Genomic DNA, 20,729 nt, shown 5'->3' with positions numbered 1-20,729 from the left:
CTTCAGCGGCCGCGGCGCAGGTAGCGTCCGACGGGGTCGCCGGTCACCGCGCCGTCCTTGTACACGTGGTTGCCGCGCACGAAGGTGTCGGTGACCCGCGCGGTCATCGCGAAGCCCTCGAACGGCGTGTACTCCTGCGTCGACTCGGAGTCGGCGGCGCGGACCGTCCAGTTCGCGTCGGGGTCGACCAGGGCGATGTCGGCGTCGTAGCCCTCGGCGATGGCGCCCTTGTTGACCAGCCCGTAGCGGCGGGCCGGGTTCCAGGACGTGAGCCGGGCGACCTGCTGGAGCGGCAGGCCGCGCTTGAGGCCCTCGCCGACCAGGCCGGGCAGCAGGTACTCGGCGCCGCCGAACCCGGACTTGGCGAGGAAGATGTCGTCGCGGTCGGCGCCGAACTTCATCTCGTCGCGGCAGCAGGCGTGGTCGCTGACGACCCAGTCGACCTCGCCGGCGAGGACGTGCCGCCACAGCGCCTCGACGTCGGCGCGGTCGCGCAGCGGCGGGTTGACCTTGCCGCCGAGGCCGTGCGCGGTGTCGACGTCGGCGAGCAGGTGCCCGATGGTGACCTCGCGGCGGAAGTCGATGTGCGGGAACGCGCCCGCCATGGTGAGGGCGGCCGACAGCGCCTTGTCCGACGACAGGTGCAGCAGGTTGATGTTGGGCAGGCCCGTCTCGTGCGCGAGGTAGGACGCGATGGTGACGGCGAGGCCCTCCGAGTGCGGCGGGCGGGACGCGCTGTAGGCGCGCAGGCCGGTCAGCTTCCCCTCCTGCTCGACCATCTTGGTGTAGGCCGTCATGATCTCGGCGGTCTCGCAGTGCAGCGACAGCGAGATGTGCGGGGCGTAGTCGGCGAGTTGCTCGCGGGCCCGCTGGACGCCGCGCATGACGAACTCGAAGTGCGCGATGTCGTAGCGCTCGTCCGGCGGGGTCATCAGGAAGTCGCTCTGGCTGGACGAGCGGCCGTGCAGCCCGTGGCTCCCGTAGAACATGAAGATCTTGAACGAGGTGACGCCGTGCTCCTCGACGAGGTACGGGATCTCGTCGATGTGCTCGGCCATCATCGGCGCCAGGTGGAAGGCGTAGTCGACGTAGGCGTTGCCCTCCGCGATGCTCAGCACCTCGGGGAAGAACTCCCGGTACGGCCCGCCCTTGTTCAGGTAGTACTGGCCGGTGCGCATGTAGGTCAGCGCCGTGGTGACGCCGCCCTGGGCGCTGGCGCGGCTCTCGGTGCGGGTGTCGGTGCCCAGCTCGTTGTAGATGCCCCAGTGCTGGTGGGCGTCCACGACGCCGGGGAACGCCAGGCGCCCGCCCCCGTCGACGACGGTGGCCGCGTCGTCGTCGGGCAGCCCCGGGGCGACCTGGACGATCGTGCCGTCGTTGACGGCGATGTCCGCGCGCTCCGGCTCGGTGCCGTCGGGGGCGTCGGGGCGGACCACCCGCACGTTCTTCAGCAGCAGTTCGGTCGTGGCCATCGTGTACTCCTCAATTCTCGCGGGTGGTCGTGCGGCGGGCGGTCCGGTCGCGGGCGACGGCGCCGGCCGCCAGGTAGGCGAGCCCGAAGGCGGGCAGCAGGCCGTTGCCGGGCAGGTAGCCGTCGGCGCCGTGGCCGGAGATCCCGGCGGCGGCGCCGCCCGCCGCGTACAGGCCGGGGATCGGCCGGTCGTCGGGGTCGACGACGGCGGCGTCCTCGTTGACGATCAGGCCGCCCTGGGTGTGGAACAGGGCGGGGACGACGCGGACGGCGGCGTAGGGCGCGGCGAGGGGCCGCTCCCAGTGGGTGCGGCCGTGCTCGTCGGGGCGCTCGCCGCGGGCCGCGGCGGCGCTGGCGGCCAGCTCGTCGGCGAGGGCGTCCGGCGGCAGGCCGGTCGCCTTGGCGAGGGCCTCGGCGTCGGCGGCCCGGACGAGGACGCCCGATTCGACGGTGTCGCGGTAGTCCTTGAACCCCTGGCACTGCTCGTGGACCGTCTCGTCCAGCACGATCCAGCCGGTGGCGCCGGGCCGGGCGGCGAGCTCGGCGGCGTACTCGGAGTAGCCGCGGGTCTCGTCGCCGAAGCGGCGCCCGCCGAGGTCCACCATGACCGCGCCGTGGATGATCGTGGCCCAGCCGACGAGGGTGCCGGCGCCGGCGGCGATGGCGCCGTGCCCCTGGTAGGCGTCCAGGAACCCGGTGGCGGCGCCGAGGCCGCCGCCGATGCGCAGCGCGTCGCCGAGCGACTGGTCGCTGCCCTGGTAGAGGGCGCCGGCGATCTCGGGGAGGTGCCGTTCGACGAGGCCGCGGTCGGCGCCGAAGCCGTTGGTGGCGAGCAGCACCGCGCCGGTGGGGATCTCCTCGGTCGTGCCGTCCGGGTACTGGACGACGGCGGCGCGGACCGCCCCGTCCGGGCCGGTCGCCACGCCGGCGAGCTTGGCCGGGACGAGCAGGTCGATGTCCGGGTGCTCGCGGACGCGGCGGGCGAGGTGGTCGATCACGCTCGACCCGTGCCGCCCCGGGACGGAGTGGCAGCGCGTCACGGAGTGCCCGGGGTAGTTGAAGTCGGTGACCAGGGACAGCGGCAGCTCCACCGAGTCGGCGAGCCACTCCACGAGCGGGCCGCTGACCTCGGCCAGGGTGCGGGCGAGCCGGGCGTCGGCGCCGCCCTTGGTCTTGGCCATGATGTCGGCGACGAACTGGTCCGGGGAGTCGTGGACGCCCTCGGCCGCCTGCCAGCGGGAGCCGGCGCCGGGGAACATCGCGGTCGACATCGAGGTGTTGTTGCCGCGCCGGAAGTGCTCGCTCGCCTCCACGACGACCACGCTGAGGCCGAGTTCGGCGGCGCGCAGCGCGCCGGCGAGGCCGCCGCCGGCGCCCGCGATGACGAGGTCGGGTCCGTCGGTCATGCGGCTCCCCCCGCGGTCATGAGCGTCAGGGCGAGGGCCGTCGGGTCGACGACGCGGGCCGCGAACCGGTCCTCGTCGACGTCGACGGCCGAGCAGCCGTTGAGCACCGCGGCGGCGCCGGCGGCGGCGAGCGCGTCCACGGCCTCGCCGAGGGCGGCGTTCCAGGCGGCGGCGTCGGCGACGGCGTCGAAGGGCAGCTCCAGCACCGCGATCCCGGCGACGTACTCGTCCAGGCCGTAGCCCTTGAGGCGGCGGCCCAGCTCCGCGCCGATCGCCTCGTTCCGCACCACCGCACCAAACCGAACATTCATCGCAGAAAGGTGCATACTACTCAGCTTCAGCAGGCCGATCGGCCGTACGCCCCGGTCAGGGCCGGCGCCCGGGCCGGACGGGCCGTCCGGGACGGCCGGGTCGAGCACGCAGTCGGGGAAGGCGAGGTCCCAGCCGTCCCCGGCCCGCGCCAGCGCGGCGGCGACCTCCCGCTCGGAGGCGCGGATCGCCGCCTCGTCGTCCAGCGCGCCGGGCGCCGCCGGGCCGACGTCGCGCAGCTCGACGGTCAGGCCCGGCGGGGCCAGCCGGTCGTAGCGGGCCTGCCGCCGCCGGATCTCCTCCGGCGGCAGATGGATCGGCGTCACGGCCAGGGCGCGCGTCACTTCGGCTCCTTCGTCTCGTCGCCGGCGAGGCCGCGCAGGCGCTCCCCGGCATGGTCCAGGCCCGGCAGCTCGCGGGAGAGCGCCGCCGCCCGGTCGATCAGTTCCTCGCGTCCCGGCAGCCACCGGCGCAGCATGGCCAGGACGTCCCCCTCGTCCAGGGGGCGGTGGTCGGCGTCGCCGACCGGGTTCGGGACCTCGCGGGTCCGGACGGTCCCGTCGTCCAGCTCGACGGTGACGCGGGCGGCGCGCTCGTCCGGCAGCCGCGCGGTCAGGTCGCCCGCCTCGGCCAGCCGGACCCGGCGCGCCAGCGCCCGCAGCTCCGGATCGTCGAGGTCGGCGCCGGGCGCGACCTCGCCGTGCAGCAGCGCGGCGGCGACGGCGAACGGCGTGGAGAACATCGCCGACAGCCGGTTGTCCCACTCCGGCGACGCCAGCCCGGCGCCGAGCGCGTGCGTCTCGACCAGCACGCCGCCGATCCGGGACGGGTCGAGCCCGCCGCGCAGTCCGAGGACCGCGTCGGCGGCCGGATGGGTGAACGAGCAGGACGCGTGCCGCTTGAAGTAGCCGCGCGTGATGTCCCAGCGCTCGCCGAGCCCGCCGGTCAGTTCCGCCGCGTCGAACTCCCCGAGCAGGGTGCCGAGCGACAGCGCGGCGGTGCCGGTGTTGCGGGCGAGCCCGGCCGCCGCCATCCGCGCCGCGGCCAGCCCCGACATGTTGGACGCGCCCATCCAGGCGTCCCGCACCGGGTTCCCGTCCGTCGCCGAGGCGAAGTGCCCGGCGACCGGCAGGCCCGCCCCGGTGTCGATCGCCGCCGCGACGGCGTCCGGGCCGAGGCCGAGCAGCCGCGCGCAGCCGGCGGCGGCGCCCGCGACGCCCCAGCTCCCGTGCGGGTGCGCGCCCGGCCGCAGCCGGGCCGCCCGCCCGAACCGGGACGCCGTCTCATAGGCGGCGAGCAGCGCCGCCGCCGTGTCGGGGCCGGAGGCGTCCCGCTCGGCCGCCAGCGCCAGCACGGCCGGGAAGCCGTGCGCCGCCGGGTGGCCCTTGGCGTACTTGTTGCCCTCGTCCAGCTCCAGGCAGACCAGCGCCACGGCGTTCAGCCAGGCGGCGGCGTCCACCGAGGCGCACCGCCCCGCGCCGATCAGCGGCGCGGGCCCGCCGGGGGCGCCCCACGCCGCCCGCAGCGCCCGCGTCTCCGCCAGCCCGGCGCCGAGCGCGGTCACGCCGATCGCGTCGAGCAGGACCAGGGAGAGCCGGTCGAGCACCTGCACCGGCACGTCCGCGACGTCCAGTCCGGCGACCCACTCCCCCAGCCGGGCCGTCGCGGCCTCCGTGTTCACGTCCATCAAAGCCCCAGGTACGCCTTCCTGACCTCGGCCGACCCGGCCAGCTCCTCGCCCGTCCCGTGCAGCACGGTCGAGCCGCTCTCCAGCACGTAGGCGCGGTCGGCGATGCCGAGGGCCTGCTTGGCGTTCTGCTCCACCAGCAGCACCGCGACGCCGGTGTCGCGGATCCGCTTGACCGCGTCGAGCATCGCCCACGTCAGCTTGGGCGACAGGCCGGTGGACGGCTCGTCCAGCATGAGCAGCTTCGGGCGGGCCATCAGCGCGCGGCCGATCGCGAGCATCTGCTGCTGCCCGCCGCTGAAGGTCTGCGCGACCTGCGTGCGCCGCTCGGCGAGGACGGGGAACAGCTCGAACACCTCGCGCATGGCCGCGTCGACCTCGCCGTGCGGGCGGGTCCAGGCGCCCATCCGCAGGTTCTCCTCGACGGTGAGCGTGCCGAACAGGGCGCGGTCCTCGGGGACGTGCACGAGCCCGTCGCGGACGAGCTGGTCGGGGCGGCGCCCGGCGGTGGGCTCGCCCGCGAACGTGATCGTCCCGGACGTCGGCCGCAGCTGCCCGCACACCGCGCGCAGCGTCGTGGTCTTCCCGGCGCCGTTCGCGCCGACGAGCGCGACGATCTCGCCCTCGCCGAGCGTCAGGTCGATGTCGTGCAGGATCTGCATGCGCCCGTAGCCGGCGCAGAGCCGGTCAAGCCTCAGCATCGCCGGGCTCCTCTCCGAGGTAGGCCTCGATCACGCGGGGGTCGGAGGTGACCTCCTCCGCCGAGCCGGTCGCGAGCACCCGGCCCTGGTCCATGACGAGGACCCGGTCCGACAGCCGCATCACGGCCGCCATGATGTGCTCGATGAACAGCAGCGTCGTGCCGTCCTCCGCGCGCAGCGCGGACAGCAGGTCCAGGACCGGCTCGCGCTCCGACGGGACGAGCCCGGCGAGGACCTCGTCCAGCAGCAGGACCTTCGGCCGCATCGCGAGCGCGCGGGCGAGTTCGAGCCGCTTCAGCCCGGCCGTCGGCAGCTCGGTGGCGTTGCGGTGCGCCCACTGGCCGAGGCCGACGCGCTCCACCACGTCCAGCGACCGCTTCCGCAGCCGGTGCGGCGACGCCCGCCGGTGCTGGGCGGCCAGGCTCACGTTCTCCAGCACGGTCATGCTCCCGAACGGGCGCATGAGCTGGAAGGTGCGGACCATGCCGGCGCGGGCGATGCGGTCCGGCGAGGAGCCGGTGACGTCCCGGTCGCCGAACACGACCTGCCCGGTGTCGGGGGCGAGCGCGCCGCAGATGACGTTGAACAGCGTCGTCTTCCCGGCGCCGTTCGGGCCGATGATGCCGAGGATCTCCCCCTGCTCGACCTGGAACTCCACGTCCGACAGGGCGCGCAGGCCGCGGAAGTCCTTGCCCACTCCGGTCACGTTCAGGATGCTCATCGGCGCCACCTCGCGGCGATCGTGCCGACGATGCCCTTGGGCAGCAGCCGGACGATGAGGATCAGCAGGACCGCGTAGACCGCGACGTCGAGGCCGCTGCGGCCCTGCAGGAAGCTCAGGAAGTCGGGCGGGGTGCGCAGCAGCGTCGCGGTGACGTCCGACAGCGCCCCGAGGATGACCGCGCCGACGATCGGGCCCCAGATGGTGCCGATGCCGCCGATGACCACGGTCGCGATCGCCTGGACCGACACCGACGACCCGAACGCCAGGTCGGGGTTCACGAACAGGTAGTACTGCGTGTAGAAGGCGCCGGCCACCGAGGTGATCGCCGCCGACAGCGCGACCGTGACCAGCTTGTACCGCAGCACGGGCGTGCCGAGGGACGCCGCCGCCAGCTCGTCGTCGCGGATCGCGGTGACGTAGCGGCCCGTCCGCGAATGCAGGAACACGATGCTGACCGCGGCGGCGATCCCGGCGAGGCCGAGCGCGATCCAGAAGTAGGCGGGCGAGTCCGCGGCGAACTGGATCTTCCAGAACGAGGAGCCCTGGATCAGCGGGACGGTGAACCCGACCGCCTTGTTGGTGAACTCGCTCGTCGTGACGATCAGCCGCAGCATCTCGGCGAACGCGAACGTCGCCAGCGCGAAGTAGGCGCCTTGCAGCTTGTAGCGGAACGCGAAGTACCCGATGACGACGGCGACCGCGGCGGCGACCGCCATCCCGGCGAGCATCCCGATCCACGGCGACACGCCGTGCTCGACGAGCAGGTAGGCGCTGGTGTAGGCGCCGAGGCCGAAGAACGCGGCGTGCCCGAAGCTGAACATCCCGCCGAACCCGCTCATCACGTTCCAGCCGATGGCCATCAGCGCGAAGATCAGGATGCGGACGGCGACGGCGCCCTGCGCGGGCGGCAGCACCAGCGGCAGCGGGATCGCGACCAGCAGCAGCACCCCGAGCACGGCGAGCTGCCGGTGGTGCGGGCGCAGCGGCGGCGCCTTCGCCGGCCGGGCGCCGTCCCCGTCCGGGCGGCGGGTGAGGGTGATGCCCGTGTCCGTCATGCCCGTGCCCGTCATGCCCGCCTCCCGAAGAGCCCCTGCGGGCGGAGGAACAGCACGATCACGAAGACGGCGAACACGCCGAGCAGCGAGCTCTGCCCGTCCATGTAGATCGTGGTGAGCTGCTCGACCAGCCCGATCAGCAGCCCGCCGACGAGCGCGCCGGCGACGTTGCCCATGCCGCCGAGCACCACGACGACGAAGGCGGTGATGTTGAACTGCTCGCCGAGCGTCGGCGTGACCGTGACCAGCGGCGCGGCGAGCACCGCCGCGGCGCCGGCGCAGGCCGTCCCGATCGCGAACGTCAGGGTGTGGACGCGCCGGACGTTCACGCCGACCAGCTCGGCGCCCTGCCCGTTGGCGGCGACCGCGCGGATCGCCGTGCCGAACCGGGTGTGGCGCAGCAGCCAGAACAGCACCGCGCCGATCAGGATCGCGCCGAGGAAGGCGTACAGCCGGGCGCCCGACACGACCGCGCCGAACAGGGAGAACTGGAAGTCGCCGGGCAGCGCCACGGTCTTCGGCTCGGCGCCGAAGAACATCAGCAGGCCGTTCTCCAGCAGCAGCGACAGCCCGAGCGTGATGAGGAGCTGGTTCTCCAGCGACGCGCCGCCCGTCCCGCCGAGCAGGCCGCGGTGCACGGCGGCGCCGAGCAGGAACAGCGCGGGCACCGCCACGAGCAGCGTCAGGTACGGGTGGACGCCGGTGCCCTGCACGACGCCGAACGCGATGAACATCGCGATGGCCAGCAGCGCGCCGTGCGCGAAGTTGACGATGTCCAGCACGCCGAAGATCAGCGTGAGGCCCATCGCGATGAGCCCGTAGAGCCCGCCCATCAGCAGGCCGGTCACCACCGACTGCCAGACGACCAGGCCGCTGCCGGACTTGATCAGGGCGACCGCGATCGCGACCGCCACCACGCCGCCGGTGACGGCGGCGCGCTTGAGGACGGCCCCCGTCCCGTCGCCGCCCAGCAGCGGGCGGCGCCGGGCGGCGGGGGCGGGAGGGGACTGCGCCTTGGTTCCGATGTTGCTCATGACCGCCACGTCACCGAGTAGTTGGGCTTGGATTCGGCCTTCTCCACGGGATAGACCTGCTTGACCTGGCCGCCCTGGACCTGCATGAGGACGGGCAGCGCGGTCTTGTTGTCGCCGTTGGGAGCGAAGGAGATCGGGCCGGTGCCGACCGTGAGGGGCTCGACGGCGGAGGACGCGATCGCGTCGCGCACCTTCTCCGCGTCGGTGGAGCCGGCGCGCTCCACCGCCTGCGCGATCACCTGGACCGCGTCGTAGGCGAGGACGGCGCCGGTGCGCATGGGGGCGCCGTAGCGGCGCTGGTACTCCTCCCGCAGCTTCGCGGTCTGCGGGTTCTTGGCGTCGAAGTGGTAGTTGGTGCTGAAGATCCGCTCGGCGACGGCTCCGGCGTCGGAGACGAACTTCGGCTGGTCGTAGGCGCCGTTGGAGACGCCCCAGACCGCGTTCAGGTCCGGTTTCACCGCGGCGATCGCCTTGGCGGCGAGCAGGCTGTCGCGGTAGTAGCCGGCGACGGCGAGGACGTCCGCGCCGGACGCCTTGACCTGCGTGACCTGCGCGGTGAGGTCGGAGACCGTGAGCGCGTCGTAGCTGATGTTCGGGCCGACCTGGATGCCGAGCTTCTTCGCCGCCGCGGTGAACGCCTCGGCGGCGCCGCTGCCGAAGTCGGTCTGCTCGTGCAGGAAGGCGACCTTCCTGACCGGCTTGCCCGCCTGGTCGGAGACCTCCTTGAGGTAGCGGGCGGCGGCGCCGGCGATGGCCGCGCTGCCGGGCTGCACCCGGAAGGAGTACCGGTAGCCGCTGGCGAAGATCGCGTCGGAGGCGGTGACGTCCATCACGAACGGCACCCGGTTGCGCTCGGCGACGACGGCCGCGTTCGTGCTGACGGCGCTCTGGTAGGTGCCGACGAAGCCGACCGCGCCCTCGGAGATCAGCCGCTGGGCCTCACTCTGCCCGACCTCCGCCTTGCCCTGGGTGTCGCCGGTGGCGAGTTCGACCTTGCGGCCGCCGAGGGACTTGATGCCGCCGGCGGCGTTGATCGCCTCGACCGCCAGCTGCGCGCCGCGGCGCATCTGCTGGCCGTCGACCGCGTTGGCGCCGCTGACCGGATGCAGCGCGCCGATCTTGACCGGGCCCCGGTCGCGCCCGGCGGCCACTCCGGCCGCGCCGGACGGCGCCGAGCCGCCGCAACCGGCCGCGGCGGCCAGAACCGCGCAGGCGCCGAGCCCGGCGGCGAGCTTACGAGCCCACATTCACCTCTCCCGCCCTCTCTGCCCGGTGATCGTTCCGCCAGGAGGAACACCAGGTCGCTGATGCGTCATCGTGGCACCCGTCACGCCATCCGGTCAATATCTGGGTGAAACTTGACGTAACTCACCATGCAGTGCCAACTTGTGAAGTCCGGGGCGCCCGCGCGAACCGGCCGAGCCATCCATCTTCGTTTCTCTAAGCGGAACGATCGTCCGTGAAGGCGGTACCGTTCATGACCGACGCGCTGTCCGGAGTCCGGGTCCTCGACACGGCCACGCTGTTCGCCGGCCCGCTCGCCGCGACACTGCTCGGCGACTTCGGGGCCGAGGTCATCAAGATCGAGCACCCGAAGGGCGACCCGGTGCGCAGCCACGGCGCGCAGCGCGAAGGCGTCGGGCTCTGGTGGAAGATGCTCGGCCGCAACAAGAAGGCGATGACGCTCTACCTCGGCGCGCCCGAGGGCCAGGAGCTGTTCCGCCGGCTGGTCGCCGACGCCGACGTGGTGATCGAGAACTTCCGGCCGGGGACACTGGAGCGCTGGGGTCTAGGGTACGACGAGCTGAAGCGCATCAATCCAGGTCTCGTGCTGGCCCGCGTCACCGGGTTCGGGCAGACGGGCCCCTACTCCAAGCGCCCCGGGTTCGGCACGCTCGCCGAGGCGATGAGCGGGTTCGCCGCGATCACCGGCGAGCCGGACGGCCCGCCGACCCTGCCGCCGTTCGGCCTCGCCGACGGGATCGCCGCGCTCACCACCGCGTTCGCGGTCATGACGGCGCTGCGGGCGCGGGAGGCGACCGGCGAGGGCCAGGTCGTCGACCTCGCCATCATCGAGCCGATCCTGACCCTGCTCGGCCCGCAGATCATCACCTACGACCAGCTCGGCGAGCTGCAGGCCCGCACCGGCAACCGGTCGCACAACAACGCGCCGCGCAACACCTACCGCACCCGCGACGGCAGCTGGGTCGCGATCTCCACCAGCGCCCAGTCGATCGCCGAGCGGGTGATGCGGCTGGTCGGCCGGCCCGAGCTGATCGACGAGCCGTGGTTCGCGACCGGCGCCGAGCGCGCCAAGCACGCCGACGTGCTGGACGAGGCCGTCGGCTCGTGGATCGCCGAGCGCGACCGCGACGAGGTCGTCAAGGCGTTCGAGGACGCCCAGGCCGCCGTCGCCCCCATCTACAACGCCGCCGACGTCATGGCCGACCCCCAGTTCCAGGCGCTCGGCACCATCGCGACCGTCCCCGACGACGAGCTCGGCCCGGTGAAGATGCAGAACGTCCTGTTCCGGCTGTCGCGGACGCCGGGCCGGATCGAGTCGGCCGGGCCGCCGCTCGGCGCGCACACCGCCGAGATCCTCGCCCGCTACGGGGTGGACGAGGCCGCGCTGGCCGAGCTGCGCGGCAAGGGCGTGGTCAAGTGACGCTGCGGTCCTGGCTGTACGTGCCCGGCGACCGGCCGGACCGGATCGGCAAGGCCCTCGCGGCCGGCGCCGACGCGGTGATCCTCGACCTGGAGGACGCGGTCGCGCCGGCCGCCAAGCAGGACGCGCGCCGCAACGTGCTCGACGCCCTCGCCGCCGGGAACACCGCCTACGTGCGGATCAACGCGCCCGGCACGCCCGACGGCGCCGACGACATCGCCCTGCTCGCGACCGCGCCCGCCGCGCTCGCCGGGGTCCGCGTGCCCAAGTGCGAGGACCCCGGCGAGCTGCGCCGCGTCGCCGACGCGCTCGGCGTGCCGGTGTTCCCGATCCTGGAGTCGGCGCTCGGCGTGGAGAACGCCCTGCTGCTCGCGACCGCGCACCCGCTGGTCGCCGGGATCTCGCTCGGCGAGGCCGACCTCGCCGCCGACCTGCGCGCGGGCGGCGAGGCCCTCGCCTGGCCGCGCTCGCGGGTCGTGGTCGCCGCCCGCGCGGCCGGGCTGCCGTCCCCGGCGCAGAGCGTGTGGACCGCCGTCCGCGACCTGGACGGGCTGCGCGCCGACACCCTCGCGGGCCGCCGGGCCGGGTTCTTCGGCCGGTCGGTGATCCACCCCGCGCAGCTCCCCGTCGTCCACGAGGCGTGCGTCCCCGACCCGGACGACGTCGCGTGGGCGCGCGACCTCATGAGCCAGCTCACCGAACGCGCCGCGACAGGCGGCGGCGCCGCATGGATCGACTCCGCCGGCCGGTTCGTGGACAAGGCCGTCGTCGAGCGCGCCGCCTGGCTGCTCGACGCCGCCGCGTCCGCCGAGTCCGCCGCCCGGCCCGTCAAGGAAGGCCAGAAATGACCACGCAGGACCCGCTGCTCGCGGCCGTCGCCGGGGGCGTCCGGCTGATCGAGCTTGGCCAGCCGTTCTTCACCGGCATGCCCTGCTCCCCCAACCACCCCGGGTTCCGGATGACGCTGATCCGGCGGCACGGCGACATGGAGCGCCCGGACGGCGGCTCCGCCGCCAACGAGATCATCGTGACCGGCGGCCACGTCGGCACGCACATCGACGCGCTCTCCCACGTCAGCCACAACGGCGAGCTGCACGGCGGGATCTCCGCCGCCGACGCCCAGCGCGGCGGCGCCTTCACCAGCCACGGGGCGGAGAACCTGCCCGGCCTGCTGCGCCGCGGCGTCCTGCTGGACGTCGCCGCCGTGCACGACGTGCCGACGCTGCCGCCCGGCTACGGCATCACCGTCGAGGACCTGGAGCTGGCCGCCGAGCGCGCCGGCGCCGAGCCCGGCGAGGGCGACGTGGCGCTGATCCGCACCGGCTGGGCCCGCAACTTCGGCGACACGACCGCCTACCTCGGCAAGGAGACCGGCGTCCCCGGCGCGACCCCGGCGGCCGCGCAGTGGCTGGCGGAGCGGCGGATCGCCGCGACCGGCGCCGACACGACCGCCTACGAGCAGATCCCGGAGGGCGCGGGGCACGCGGTGCTGCCGGTCCACCGGATCCTGCTGGTCGAGTCGGGGATCTTCATCCTGGAGCACCTGAACCTGGAGGCGCTCGCCGAGGCCGGGCTGCACGAGTTCGTGTTCGTGCTCGCCCCGCTGCGGATCAAGGGCGGCACCGGCTCCCCCGTCCGCCCGCTCGCGGCGGTGTCGGCATGACCGCCGAGACCCCCGTCCAGCGGCTCGCCGGGCTCGCCGCCGCCACCGCCGCGGGCGGCCTGCCGCCGGAGCTGCGCGACGACGCCGCCCGCCGCGTCCTGGACGTCCTCGGCAACAGCCTCGCCGCCACCGCGGAGCAGCCCGCGCGGGCCGTCGGGGAACTCGTCGGCGAATGGGGCGGCGCGGGCCGCGCCACCGCGATCGGCACCGGGACGCGGCTGCCCGAGCCGAGCGCCGCGCTGCTGAACGGCACGCTCGCCCACTCCCTGGACTTCGACGACACGCACCTGCCGTCCGTCCTGCACCCGTCGGCGTCGGTGGTGCCCGCCGCGCTCGCGGTGGCCGAGGCCCGGGGGGCGTCCGGCGCCGCGCTGCTGGACGCGGTCGGCGTCGGCGTGGAGATCACCGTGCGGCTCGGCATGGCCGGGTACGACCGCGACCTCGGCAACTCGGTGTTCTTCGAGCGCGGGCAGCACGCCACCGCGATCTGCGGGGCGGTCGGCGCCGCCGCGTCCGCGGCGATGCTGTCCGGGCTGGACGCCGCGGGCGTCGCGCACGCGATGGGCATCGCCGCGAGCATGGGCTCGGGGATCCTGGAGGCCAACCGCACCGGCGGCACCGTCAAGCGGATCCACTGCGGCTGGGCGGCGCACGCCGCCGTCACCGCCGCCGGACTGGCCCGCACCGGAATCACCGGCCCGCCGACCGTCCTCGAAGGGCGGTTCGGGTTCCTCCAGGCGTTCTGCGGCGACCAGGTCGACCTGGACGCCCTGACCTCCGGCCTGGGCGAGCACTGGGAGCTGCCCGGGATCTTCTTCAAGCCCTACCCCTGCAACCACTTCACCCACGCGGGCATCGACGCCGCGCTGCGGCTGCGCGAGCGGGGCCTGGACCCGGCCGCCGTCGAGTCGATCGAGCTGGGCGCGCCGACGCCGGTGCTCCGCACGATCGGCGAGCCGCACGAGGACAAGATCCGCCCGAAGTCGGGGTACCACGCCGCGTTCTCCGGCCCCTACACCGTCGCGGCGGCGCTGCTCGGCGGCGGCGGGCTCGGCGTCTTCCACGAGGACTTCACCGACGCGGCCGCCGCCGACCCGGACCGGCTCGCGCTGGCGGCGAAGGTCCGCTGCGTCCCCGACGCCCGCTGCGACGAGATCTTCCCGCACCAGTTCCCGGCCGTGCTGCGGGTCCGCACCCGCGCCGGGGACCTGCTGGAGGAGCGGGTGGACGTCAACCGGGGCGGTCCCGGCAACCCGCTGTCGGCGGAGGAGCTGGCGACGAAGTTCCGGCTGAACGCCTCCCGGCGCGTCACCGGAGAGCGGGCCGAGCAGATCACGTCCCTCACCTACGGCCTCGCCGGGGTCGAGGACCTGAGCGGCCTCACGTCACTGCTGGGGTAGCCCGCGCCATAGGGTCGGGGCCATGAGACATCTCGGCATCCTGGCCCACAGCGCGGAGGGTGCGGCGCTGTGCTTCCGGACCTTCTGCCACGAGGGGTTCCGCGAGCTCGGCCCCGACGACCACCCCGACGTGACGCTCGACCTGATCGCGCTGGCCCGCAGCATGCCCGGCTGGGACGCCGGCGACCACGACGCGGTCAGGAAGGTGCTGGCCGAGAGCGCCCGCCGCCTCGCGGCGGCGGGCGCCGACTTCTTCGTCTGCCCCGACAACACCGCGCACATGGCGCTGGAGCGCCCCGGCGACGACCTGGCCCTGCCCGGCCTGCACATCGCCGGGGTCGTCGCGGACCGGGCCGCCGCCGACGGCCGCGCCCGCGTCGGCGTGCTCGGCACCCGCTACACGATGGACGGCCCCGTCTACCCGCGCGAGCTGGCCGCGCGCGGCATCGCCGCCGAGGTCCCCGAGCCCGCCGACCGGGAGACCGTCCACCGGATCATCTTCGACGAGCTGGTCAACGGGGTGATCACCGAGGAGTCGCGCGACGCGTACGTGCGGATCATCGGCCGGTTGGCCGAGCGCGGCTGCGACGCGGTCGCGCTGGTGTGCACCGAGATCCCGCTGCTGGTCACCCCGGACGTCTCGCCGCTGCCCACGCTCGACTCCACCCGCCTGCTCGCCCGCGCCGCCTTCGAGACGGCCGTCGGCCGCCGCCCCCTGCCCACCTGGCGCGGCGGACGCTTCGACGAGCGCTGAAACGTGGCGGACCTAGGCTGAGCGTGGAGAGGGGGCCACATGGACTTCAGGGAGCTGCACCACGGCGACCGCCCGCTGGTGCTGCCGAACGCCTGGGACTTCGCGAGCGGTGCCGCGCTGGTCGAGGCGGGCTTCCCGGCGGTCGGGACGACGAGCCTCGGCGTCGCCGCGGCGGCCGGCAAGCCCGACGCCGCCGGGGACACGCGCGCCGAGACGCTGGCGCTCGCCCGCGTCCTGTCCCGGCTGCCGGTGCCGGTCACCGTCGACATCGAGGGCGGGTTCTCGGGCCGTGCCGCGGACGTGGCCGAGCTGGTCACCGAGCTGGCCTCGTTCGGGATCGCCGGGATCAACCTGGAGGACGGCCGCCCCGACGGGACGCTCGTGCCGCTCGACCACCAGACGACGGTGATCTCCGCCGTGAAGCGGGCCGCGCCGCAGGTGTTCCTCAACGCCCGCACCGACACGTTCTGGCTCGGCGACCCCGACCGCGACGAGACCCTGCGGCGGGCGCGCGCGTACGCGGAGGCGGGCGCGGACGGGATCTTCGTCCCGGGGATCGTGGACGACGCCGACATCTCCGCCGTGCTGGAGACGGTGGAGCTGCCCCTCAACGTCCTGTACCTGCCGGGCAAGACCGAGTACGAGCGGCTCGCCCGGCTGGGCGTGCACCGCGTCAGCACCGGGTCGCTGCCGTTCCGGAAGGCGCTCCAGGCCGCGGTGACCGCGGCCCTCGGCGTCACCGGGGCGGACGCGGCGGGCCGCCCGCCCTCGTACGGGGACGTCCAGCGCCTGGTCGGCGGGTGACGACCGGGGTCAGTGGCCGGTGATCCGGTCGGCGAGGCGCGCGAGCGCGGACGTCCCCGCCGCGCTCGACGCCGACTCGCGGGCGTCCGCCGCCCGGTAGAGGGCGTACATCGCGTGGACGCCCAGCCAGCGCAGGGGCTCGGGCTCCCAGCGGCGGACGCGCCGGTCCACCCATGGCAGCGCGGTCAGCGCCGTGTCCTCGCGCAGCAGCAGGTCGCGGAGGGTGCGGCCGGCGAGGTTGGCGGTGGCGACGCCGTGCCCGGTGTAGCCGCCCGCGTGGCCGAGGCCCGTCGCGTGGTCGAGGACGGCCGTCGCGCACCAGTCGCGGGGGACGCCGAGGACGCCCGACCACGCGTGGTCGACCCGCGCCTCGCCGGCGACGGCGGGGAACATCGCGGTCAGCATCCGCCAGAGGGCGTCGACCGTGGCGGGCGCGGTACGCCCGCCGTCGTCCACGCGGGAGCCGTAGCGGTAGGGGCGGCCCCGGCCGCCGAAGGCGATCCGGTCGTCGGCGGTGCGCTGCGCGTACATGTAGTAGTGCGCCATGTCGCCGAGCAGTTCCCGGCGCTGCCAGCCGATCGCCTCCCACACCGCGGCCGGCAGCGGCGTCGTGACGATCATGGAGCTGTTCATCGGGAGCCAGTCGCGGCGGTGGCCGGGCAGCCCGGCGGTGAAGCCCTCGGTGGCGCGCAGCACGTACTCGGCGGCGACCGTGCCGTACGGGGTGACGGCCGAGGCGGCGCCGCCGCGCCGCGCCGCGATCCGGACGACCGGCGTCCCCTCGTAGACCTCCACGCCGAGGCGGCGGACCGCCGCCGCGAGGCCGCGCGCGAGGGCGGCGGGCTGGACGCGGGCGCCGTGCGGGCTCCACGCCGCCCCGGTCGCGCCCGCGACGCGGAGCCGGTCGTCGCGCTCGGCGGCGGGCAGCGGGACGAGGTCGCCGTCCGCCCAGCCCCAGGCGCGGGCCTCGTCGACCATGGCGGCGAGCCGGGCGCGCTGGGCGGCGCCGCGGGCGACGTGCAGCACCCCGCCCTTCACCAGCCCGGCGTCGACGCCCTCCGCCGCGGCGACCCGGACGACCTCGTCCACCGCCTCGAACATGGCGCGCTGGAGCGCGATCGCGGCGGGGCGGCCGTGCCGGGCGGCGTAGCGCTCCCGGGACCCGGCGATCTCGCCCAGCACCCAGCCGCCGTTGCGGCCGGACGCGCCGAAACCGGCGAACTCGCGCTCCAGCACGACGATCCGCAGCCCCGGACGGGCGCGCTTGAGGTAGTAGGCGGTCCAGAGGCCGGTGTAGCCGGCGCCGACGACGCAGACGTCGGCGGTGCGCGGGCCGGGGAGGCGGGGGCCGGGGGCGGGCCGCCCGGCGGCCCGGTACCAGAAGGAGACGCCGCCGTTGGCGAAGCCGGGGGCGAGGGGCGCCCGGCCCGTGCTTGAGCTCATGCGCTCATAGTGCTGAATTCCGCAGCGAAATCAAGAGCGCGCAACGGAATCTATGTGATGGCGTCCACGATTCGACTGGATCCGATCCAGCGGGAGCGGTCCGCGGCGAAGTAGGCGGCGCCGTCGGGGCCGGCCGGGCCGTCCCGCCACCGCCGCATCCCGAGCTGGAACGCGATCTCCGCGGACGCCGGGTTGGCCGGGTCGATCTCGGCGGTGACCCGGTGCACGCCGACCACCTCGAACGCGTAGTCGAGCACCGCGCGGGACGCCTCGGCCGCCAGGCCCCGGCCCCAGTGGTCCGGTTCCAGGCTGTAGAGGATCTCGACGTCCACGCCGTGGCCGAGCGGGCCCTCGTGGTGGCTGAGCCCCGCCACGCCGATCAGCGGATCGCCGGGAGCGGCGCCGGGCAGCGTCTCCGGCAGGGCGTCCGGCCCGGACGCGGCGGCCGGGCGCAGCGCCCACAGCCCGTACCCCTCGGTCGCGAAGTCCCGCTCGCTCGCCTCGATGATCTCGCTGACCTGGACGGGGGTGACCGTCCGGTCGTCGAAGAGGTGGCGCCGGACGCGCGGCCCCGTCCAGTGCGTCAGCAGCGCGCGGTGGTCGCGCATCGACACCGGATGCAGCACCAGCCGCACCGTGCGCAGCACCTCGCTCATGCCCCGGCACCGCCCGGGCCCGGCCCCGCCGGGTCGCCGGCCGGCCACGCGGGCGGCTCCTCGCCGTCCGGGACGCCCACCCGGAACGCGCGGAGCTGCAGGGCGAGCGCCTGGTAGTAGCCGACGAGGGCGACCAGCTCGACGACGGCGGCGCGGCCGAGCGTCGCGACCGCCTCGGTGTAGACGGCGTCGGCGAGGTCGCCCTCGGCGGCGAGCTGCCGGGCCGCCTCGTGCACGACGCGCTCGCGGACGTCGCCGAGCATCGGCGCGCGGCCCTCGCGCAGCGCGTCCAGCTCCGCGTCGGTGAGCCCGTGCCGGCGGCCGATCCGCTCGTGCGCGTACCACTCGTAGTCGGACCGGGCGTGCGCGGCGACGACCAGCGTGGCGATCTCCCGCTCGCGCTTGGTGAACGCCGTCCGGAACCGCAGCGCGGCGCCGAGGTCCTGCAGGGGCAGCCCCACGGACGGGCTGTAGAGCATCGCGTTGAAGGGGCCGTGCAGCCGCCCGATGTCGTCGGCCAGGCCGAACGGCGGGGTCCGTCCGGCGGCGCGGGGACCGCCCGTCACCGCCTCGTACACGGCCCGCTGCTCGTCGCTGAGGGAACCGGGGAGCAGCAGCGGCAGCCTGGTCGCGGAGGGGCCGCGCCGCGGTCGATCGTTGACGTCCTCACCGCTCACGGGGTCGATCACTTACCGCACGCTAGGCGGTCGGGGCGGGCGGCTCAACCCCTGGTCCGCAATGTGGAACCCCGGGCACACGGTGACGTGGCGGTCGCGTGACACGCGCCCGCACACCCCGGGCGCCGGCACGCCCCGGCGCTGGGAGGATGGCCGGGTGAGCGGCATCTACGACGACCCCTGGGCCTACGAGCTGGCGTGCTCGTTCCGCGACGTGGCGGCCGAGGCGGACGTCCTGCTCGGCTGGTGCGCCGGGCTCGGCGCGCGCCCCGCGACCGTGCTGGAGCTGGCCGCCGGGCCCGCCGAGCACGCCCGCGAGTTCGCGCGCCGCGGGCTGGCCGCGACGGCGCTCGACCTGAACCCGGCGATGTGCGCCTACGCCGCCCGGGAGGCCGAGCGAGCCGGGGTGGAGCTGGAGGTCGTCCAGGACGACATGACCCGCTTCGACCTCGGCCGCGGCTTCGACCTCGTGGTCACCATGCTGGACTCCACGTCCCACCTGATGACGCTGGACGCGTTCGTCGCGCACCTGCGCCGCGCCGCCGCGCACCTGTCCCCCGGCGGCCTGTACGTGGTGGAGATGTCGCACCCCCGCGACCGGCTGGGCGACGAGCCGAGCGTCAGCACCGGCTGGACGGTCGAGCGCGGCGGCGTGCGCGCGAGCGTCCGCTGGGGCGAGCCCGGCGACCGGCTCGACCCGGTCACCCAGATCGCCGACGACCACGTCACGATGACGATCACGGACGGGGACGGCACGCGGGTGATCCGCGACGTCGTCCCGTACCGGTTCTGGACGGCGACCGAGCTGGACGCCGCGATCCGCCTCGCGGGCGGGCTCGACACCGTCGCGCGGTACGGCGACTTCGGGGCCGGCGAGGACGCGGTGGCCATCACCGACCCCGAGGCGTGGCGCATGATCACGATCCTGCGCCGCGCGCCCGGCGCCTAGGGCGCGGGGGCCCAGCCCGGCATCGGGTAGGACGCGAGGAGCTCCCGGACCTGCCCGGCGACCCGCTCGGCGACGGTCTCGTCCTGCTTGGCGACGCCCTGCACGACCTCGTCGATCCACGCGGCGACCAGCGGCATCTGCTCGGCGCCGAGCCCCCGCGTGGTGATCGCGGCCGTGCCGATCCGCAGCCCGGACGGGTCGAACGGCTTGCGCGGGTCGAACGGCACGGCGTTGTAGTTCAGCTCGATCCCGGCGCGGTCGAGGGCCTGCGCGGCGGGCTTGCCCGCGACGCCCTTGTTCGTGAGGTCGATCAGGATCAGATGGTTGTCGGTGCCGCCCGAGACCAGGTCGTAGCCGCGGTCGGCCAGCGCCGCCGCCAGCACCTGCGCGTTCGCGACGATCTGCCGCGCGTACGCGGGGAAGTCCGGCTGCGCCGCCTCCTTCAGCGCGACGGCGATCGCCGCGGTCGTGTGGTCGTGCGGGCCGCCCTGCAGCCCCGGGAACACCGCCTTGTCGACCGCCTTCGCGTGCTCGGCGGTCGACAGGATCATGGCGCCGCGCGGGCCGCGCAGCGTCTTGTGCGTGGTCGTGGTGACGACGTCCGCGTGCCCGATCGGGGACGGGTGGGCGCCGCCCGCGATCAGCCCGGCGATGTGCGCCACGTCCGCGGCGAGCACCGCGCCGGCCTCGCGGGCGATCTCCGCGAACGCCGGGAAGTCGATCGTCCGCGGGATCGCGGTGCCGCCGCACCAGATCAGCTTCGGCCGCTCCTTGAGCGCGAGGTCGCGGACCTGGTCCATGTCGACCCGCCCGGTGTCGGCGCGCACCTCGTACCGGACGGGGCGGAACCACTTGCCGGTGGCCGACACCGACCAGCCGTGCGTGAGGTGCCCGCCCATCGGCAGCGACAGCCCCATCACCGGGTCGCCGGGCTCCAGGAACGCCATGTAGACGGCGAGGTTGGCGGGCGAGCCCGAGTACGGCTGGACGTTGGCGTGCTCGGCGCCGAACAGCTCCTTCGCCCGCCGGATCGCCAGCAGCTCGATCGGGTCGACGTTCTGCTGGCCCTCGTAGTACCGCTTGCCGGCGTAGCCCTCGGAGTACTTGTTCGTCAGGACGGACCCGGTGGCCTCCAGCACCGCCGGCGACACGTAGTTCTCGGACGCGATCAGCCGGAGCTTCTCGTACTGGCGGCGGGCCTCGGCCTCCACCAGCCCGGCGATCTCCGGGTCCTCGGCGGACAGGTGGGATACGGACGGTACGTGCATCGTGAGCCTCCGCGCTGCTCGCGCCGGGACCTCGGGCGCCCGGCGAACGGGACCCGTACACCC

The 20,729-nt window shown here is 74.8% G+C and carries 20 protein-coding genes; 7 read left to right on the top strand and 13 right to left on the bottom strand.

Features of this window, described 5'->3' with window-relative positions; translation table 11 throughout:
* Positions 1 to 2: 2 nt before the first annotated feature.
* From AB0K34_RS26030 to AB0K34_RS25990, 9 genes are read right to left on the bottom strand one after another with little or no spacing between them, the layout of a single operon-like run.
* On the bottom strand, positions 3 to 1,472 hold the full coding sequence (locus tag AB0K34_RS26030; protein ID WP_138640424.1) for a dihydroorotase family protein: 1,470 nt from the start codon (positions 1,470 to 1,472) through the stop codon (positions 3 to 5).
* 10 nt (positions 1,473 to 1,482) lie between these two features.
* A complete protein-coding gene (locus AB0K34_RS26025) occupies positions 1,483 to 2,877 on the bottom strand; it encodes an FAD-binding protein (RefSeq protein WP_364551363.1) in 1,395 nt (464 codons plus the stop codon).
* A complete protein-coding gene (locus tag AB0K34_RS26020) occupies positions 2,874 to 3,530 on the bottom strand; it encodes a hypothetical protein (protein ID WP_364551360.1) in 657 nt (218 codons plus the stop codon). Before AB0K34_RS26020 ends, AB0K34_RS26025 begins: the two co-directional genes overlap by 4 nt.
* The gene (locus tag AB0K34_RS26015; protein WP_138640421.1) at positions 3,527 to 4,873 is read right to left on the bottom strand and encodes an MmgE/PrpD family protein; all 1,347 of its coding nucleotides are present in this window, start codon (positions 4,871 to 4,873) and stop codon (positions 3,527 to 3,529) included. Before AB0K34_RS26015 ends, AB0K34_RS26020 begins: the two co-directional genes overlap by 4 nt.
* Positions 4,873 to 5,574: an ABC transporter ATP-binding protein gene (locus AB0K34_RS26010; RefSeq protein ID WP_138640420.1), complete on the bottom strand. Its 702-nt coding sequence runs from the start codon at positions 5,572 to 5,574 to the stop codon at positions 4,873 to 4,875. The genes AB0K34_RS26015 and AB0K34_RS26010 overlap by 1 nt, the downstream gene beginning before the upstream one ends.
* Entirely contained in the window at positions 5,561 to 6,295 is a 735-nt protein-coding gene (locus AB0K34_RS26005; RefSeq protein ID WP_205719570.1) for an ABC transporter ATP-binding protein, read from the bottom strand. The genes AB0K34_RS26010 and AB0K34_RS26005 overlap by 14 nt, the downstream gene beginning before the upstream one ends.
* Entirely contained in the window at positions 6,292 to 7,368 is a 1,077-nt protein-coding gene (locus AB0K34_RS26000) for a branched-chain amino acid ABC transporter permease (protein WP_205719568.1), read from the bottom strand. Before AB0K34_RS26000 ends, AB0K34_RS26005 begins: the two co-directional genes overlap by 4 nt.
* Positions 7,365 to 8,387 carry a branched-chain amino acid ABC transporter permease gene (locus tag AB0K34_RS25995; protein WP_301175187.1) on the bottom strand — a complete coding sequence of 341 codons (1,023 nt, stop codon included), beginning with the start codon at positions 8,385 to 8,387 and terminating at the stop codon, positions 7,365 to 7,367. The genes AB0K34_RS26000 and AB0K34_RS25995 overlap by 4 nt, the downstream gene beginning before the upstream one ends.
* The gene (locus AB0K34_RS25990; protein WP_138640883.1) at positions 8,384 to 9,634 is read right to left on the bottom strand and encodes an ABC transporter substrate-binding protein; all 1,251 of its coding nucleotides are present in this window, start codon (positions 9,632 to 9,634) and stop codon (positions 8,384 to 8,386) included. The genes AB0K34_RS25995 and AB0K34_RS25990 overlap by 4 nt, the downstream gene beginning before the upstream one ends.
* A 230-nt stretch (positions 9,635 to 9,864) precedes the next feature.
* On the opposite strand from AB0K34_RS25990, the gene AB0K34_RS25985 reads away from it, so the two are divergent.
* The 6 genes from AB0K34_RS25985 to AB0K34_RS25960 are packed head-to-tail and all read left to right on the top strand — an operon-like array spanning position 9,865 to position 15,673.
* Positions 9,865 to 11,052: a CoA transferase gene (locus tag AB0K34_RS25985; RefSeq protein ID WP_138640882.1), complete on the top strand. Its 1,188-nt coding sequence runs from the start codon at positions 9,865 to 9,867 to the stop codon at positions 11,050 to 11,052.
* The gene (locus AB0K34_RS25980; RefSeq protein WP_138640881.1) at positions 11,049 to 11,900 is read left to right on the top strand and encodes a CoA ester lyase; all 852 of its coding nucleotides are present in this window, start codon (positions 11,049 to 11,051) and stop codon (positions 11,898 to 11,900) included. The genes AB0K34_RS25985 and AB0K34_RS25980 overlap by 4 nt, the downstream gene beginning before the upstream one ends.
* On the top strand, positions 11,897 to 12,715 hold the full coding sequence (locus tag AB0K34_RS25975) for a cyclase family protein (protein ID WP_138640880.1): 819 nt from the start codon (positions 11,897 to 11,899) through the stop codon (positions 12,713 to 12,715). Before AB0K34_RS25980 ends, AB0K34_RS25975 begins: the two co-directional genes overlap by 4 nt.
* Positions 12,712 to 14,115: an MmgE/PrpD family protein gene (locus AB0K34_RS25970; RefSeq protein WP_138640879.1), complete on the top strand. Its 1,404-nt coding sequence runs from the start codon at positions 12,712 to 12,714 to the stop codon at positions 14,113 to 14,115. The genes AB0K34_RS25975 and AB0K34_RS25970 overlap by 4 nt, the downstream gene beginning before the upstream one ends.
* Positions 14,116 to 14,137: 22 nt before the next feature.
* Positions 14,138 to 14,869: an amino acid racemase gene (locus AB0K34_RS25965; RefSeq protein ID WP_138640878.1), complete on the top strand. Its 732-nt coding sequence runs from the start codon at positions 14,138 to 14,140 to the stop codon at positions 14,867 to 14,869.
* A 39-nt stretch (positions 14,870 to 14,908) separates the two neighbouring features.
* Positions 14,909 to 15,673, top strand: coding sequence for an isocitrate lyase/phosphoenolpyruvate mutase family protein (locus AB0K34_RS25960; protein WP_301175188.1), 765 nt, complete (start codon positions 14,909 to 14,911; stop codon positions 15,671 to 15,673).
* A 9-nt stretch (positions 15,674 to 15,682) separates the two neighbouring features.
* Here AB0K34_RS25960 and AB0K34_RS25955 read toward each other — a convergent pair whose 3' ends face one another.
* The 3 genes from AB0K34_RS25955 to AB0K34_RS25945 are packed head-to-tail and all read right to left on the bottom strand — an operon-like array spanning position 15,683 to position 18,461.
* Positions 15,683 to 17,116 (bottom strand): FAD-binding oxidoreductase, encoded by a 1,434-nt coding sequence (locus tag AB0K34_RS25955; RefSeq protein WP_301175189.1) that lies wholly within the window; start codon positions 17,114 to 17,116, stop codon positions 15,683 to 15,685.
* Positions 17,117 to 17,166: 50 nt separating this feature from the next.
* Positions 17,167 to 17,772: a GNAT family protein gene (locus AB0K34_RS25950; RefSeq protein ID WP_364551350.1), complete on the bottom strand. Its 606-nt coding sequence runs from the start codon at positions 17,770 to 17,772 to the stop codon at positions 17,167 to 17,169.
* On the bottom strand, positions 17,769 to 18,461 hold the full coding sequence (locus AB0K34_RS25945) for a carboxymuconolactone decarboxylase family protein (RefSeq protein WP_138639943.1): 693 nt from the start codon (positions 18,459 to 18,461) through the stop codon (positions 17,769 to 17,771). Before AB0K34_RS25945 ends, AB0K34_RS25950 begins: the two co-directional genes overlap by 4 nt.
* A gap of 145 nt (positions 18,462 to 18,606) precedes the next feature.
* Here AB0K34_RS25945 and AB0K34_RS25940 point away from each other — a divergent pair, with 145 nt between their 5' ends.
* A complete protein-coding gene (locus tag AB0K34_RS25940) occupies positions 18,607 to 19,398 on the top strand; it encodes a class I SAM-dependent methyltransferase (RefSeq protein ID WP_364551347.1) in 792 nt (263 codons plus the stop codon).
* Here the strand turns inward: AB0K34_RS25940 and glyA are convergent.
* Entirely contained in the window at positions 19,395 to 20,666 is a 1,272-nt protein-coding gene (gene glyA / locus AB0K34_RS25935; RefSeq protein ID WP_301175191.1) for a serine hydroxymethyltransferase, read from the bottom strand. The genes AB0K34_RS25940 and glyA overlap by 4 nt on opposite strands.
* Positions 20,667 to 20,729: the final 63 nt, after the last annotated feature.

The organism is Actinomadura sp. NPDC049382 (assembly GCF_040677125.1).
Classification (GTDB): domain Bacteria; phylum Actinomycetota; class Actinomycetes; order Streptosporangiales; family Streptosporangiaceae; genus Spirillospora; species Spirillospora geliboluensis.
The sequence above is the reverse complement of the archived record's forward strand: the minus strand, read 5'-3'. Positions and strand labels throughout refer to the sequence as shown.